The organism is Bacillus cereus group sp. MYBK5-2, assembly GCF_051915685.1.
Lineage (GTDB): Bacteria > Bacillota > Bacilli > Bacillales > Bacillaceae_G > Bacillus_A > Bacillus_A cereus.
Window position 1 is genome coordinate 1 of record NZ_JBQAFE010000029.1, and the last position, 3,074, is coordinate 3,074.

Sequence of the window (3,074 nt, forward strand, 5' to 3'; positions counted from 1 at the left end):
ACGTTCGCGCCAACTGATTTGCTCGTTCATTCAGTTCACGGTATGTCAACTGCTGATCTTCGAACACAACCGCAAGGTGGTCAGGTGTACGTTCCACTTGTTCTTCAAATAGTTGATATACTGTCTTTTCATGTGGGTATTCAACAGCTGTATCATTGAATACTTCGAGAACATGCTTTCTCTCTCCCACTGTTACTATTTCTAATTCTTTTACACACAATTGCACATCATTTACAACTTGCTCCATAATTTGAATGAAATGATCCTTTATTCGCATTACACTAGCATAATCGTATACGTTCGCATTGTATTCAAAATGCATTTTTATTTCTTCATCAGGAATCACAATAACGTTAAAATCATAGTTCGTTTGTTCAGTCATACTTACATTTTCTATTAATAAATCTGTTTCATCACGATTTTCGTTATGCTCCATTTGCTGTTCTAAAGGATAGTTTTCAAACACCATAATATGGTTGATTAAATTCTGCTTTTGTTCTGTTTGTGTCTGTATTTCATACAACGGATACGTATCATATGCATGTGTGGCTATCGCCTGCTTCTGATTTCTTTTCATCACTTCTACAAAAGATTCTTCCGCTTCACAACGAATACGTACAGGAATTGTGTTAATAAACAATCCAATAATATTTTCTACACCCACTATTTCGGATGGTCTTCCTGAGACCACACTGCCGAAGACAACATCTGTACTATTATTATATCTTTGTAACAATATCCCCCATGCTGTCTGCATTAACGTATTCAAAGTGACTTGGTTACTATTCGCGACTTGTTTCAATTGCTCGGTCAACTTCTGACCAAGATTCCAAACCAAGTTACCCGAAGCATAACTTTCATTCTCTCTACTAGAAGTAACACTTGGCAACAGTGTTTGTCCTTCATACTCCCCTAAATAATCATTCCAATACTTAGAGGATTCTTCATAATCTTGTACTTCTAACCATTCAATGTAGTCACTATATGGCGTTACTACAGATAACTTAGGCTCTCTTTGTTCCTGAATTGCATAGTAAGTTTCAAAGATTTCATGTGTCACTAGTGGGATACACCAACCATCCATTAAGATATGGTGGAAGCTCCAAATAACATGGTATGTTTGCTCATTAGTACGTAAAATTGCCATACGCATTAATACATCTTCAGCAAGATTAAATCCTCTTTCTTTATCTGCAGCGGTATACCTCTTTATCCAATCTTCACGTGATGATTCTTCCATTTCCTGAAGATCTTCAAAATGAAAATCAACTTCTCGATTTCGGTATACAATTTGTAACGGCTCATCATTCCCTATATTTACAAAGTTCGTTCGGAATATGGCATGTCTTTGTACTAGTTGTTCCAAACTTTGAACAAATGCTTTTATATTCATACTTCCCTGCATATCAAACGTTGCTTGTTCAAAATAAGCTTCCGATTGTGGATTCATCAAACTATGAAATAACATTCCTTTTTGCGTTGGCGTTAACGGATACACATTTTCGATTTCGCCTATGTGCTTAGTTTCCTCTATAATTCGATCTAATGCTTCAATTGTTATTCCCTTGAAAATAATATCACTTGGTGTAAGCTCTGCTTGTTCTTTCGTTACACAATGTTTAATGATTTCTTGTAAACTTTCCTGCAGTCCATTTGCCAACTGTTCTATCGTTTCTCTATGGTATTGTTTACGGTTATAGTTAATCGTAAGCAACATTTTCCCATCTAAAATCATACTATTAATATCTAAAACAAATACTCTTAGTTGATCTGTATTTGCAGATAAACCACTTGAATAAGAAGAGATTTGCATCGTACTATTCTCTAAATCTTGGTCAAACTGCCCCAGATAGTTAAAGCTAATCTCTGGCTTCAATGTAAAATTATGCTTTTCTTGTTTTTCAGATAGATATTTTAAAAGGCCGTATCCAATTCCTTTATTCGGGATATGACGTAATCCTTCTTTAATATTCTTAATCTGGTAAGAAAGATCATCCTTTGCCTCAATCGGTAAAATTACTGGATATTGACTCGTAAACCATCCTACCGTACGAGTAATATCAAGATCCGAAAGAATAGACTCTCGTCCATGTCCTTCTAAGTTCACTACAATGTTTTCCATTCCTGTCCACTTATGAATTGCCCTTCCTAAAGCAGTTAACAATAAATCATTGATTTCAGTGCTATATGCCCGATTTGCTTGTTTTAATAACTGCTCGGTTTCAGAAGCTGTCCACTGGATTGTGATGTTTTCACCATCCTTTATTAAACCACAATCTTGTTCCTCGTCCTTTGGCAACAATTCCATTGGGATTTTTTCAATCTCATTCCAATATTCACGCTCTTTCTCCATCTCTGGATTGTTTGCGTAACGAGTCAATTGTTCTGCCCATAATTGGAAGGAATCTGTTTTTTGTGGGAGTTGAATTTCCTCTCCATTTTTCACTTGTTCATATCCTGTTCCAATATCTTCTAGTAATATCCTCCAAGAAACACCATCTACGACTAAATGATGAATCACAATCAATAAATGATCGCCTTCTTCACACTGGAACAAGCCTAGTTTCATTAACGGTCCTTCTCTTAAATCAATACTACTTTGAATCTTATTTACAGCTTCTTCAATCTTTGAAGCCGGATTTACGTTTCCAGTAAAGTCCATCACTTCGAGGTTGAATAATTCTTCTTCTATTCCTCGATTCCATCCCTCGTATCCTTGTTCAGTTTGACGGAATACCATCCGCAGTGCATCATGATGCTCAGCGATTTTTTGCATCGTCTTGCGAAGAGCTGTTACATCAAACCCTTGTTTCCGGTATAACAGAAACGCTTGATTAAAGTGATGTGGAGCTGTGACCTCACGTTCAAAAAACCATTGTTGAATTGGTGTTAATGTAACTTCACCTGTTATTTCCCCTTGTTCAGCAATTCGCATCATTTTTTCTACATGTGGACTTAAAGATGCCACAGTAGAATATCTGAATAAATCTTTCATATCTACTCGATAACCAGCCTGATGTAATCTCGAAGAGACTTGGATAGATTTAATTGAATCGCCTCCCAAATCAAAGAAA

General features: G+C 36.2%; 1 protein-coding gene. It reads right to left on the minus strand.

All coding sequences use genetic code 11. From position 1 onward, the window contains the following. On the minus strand, positions 1 to 3,074 hold a 3,074-nt coding region (locus ACTFP3_RS30035), incomplete at both ends, for a condensation domain-containing protein (protein ID WP_440012079.1).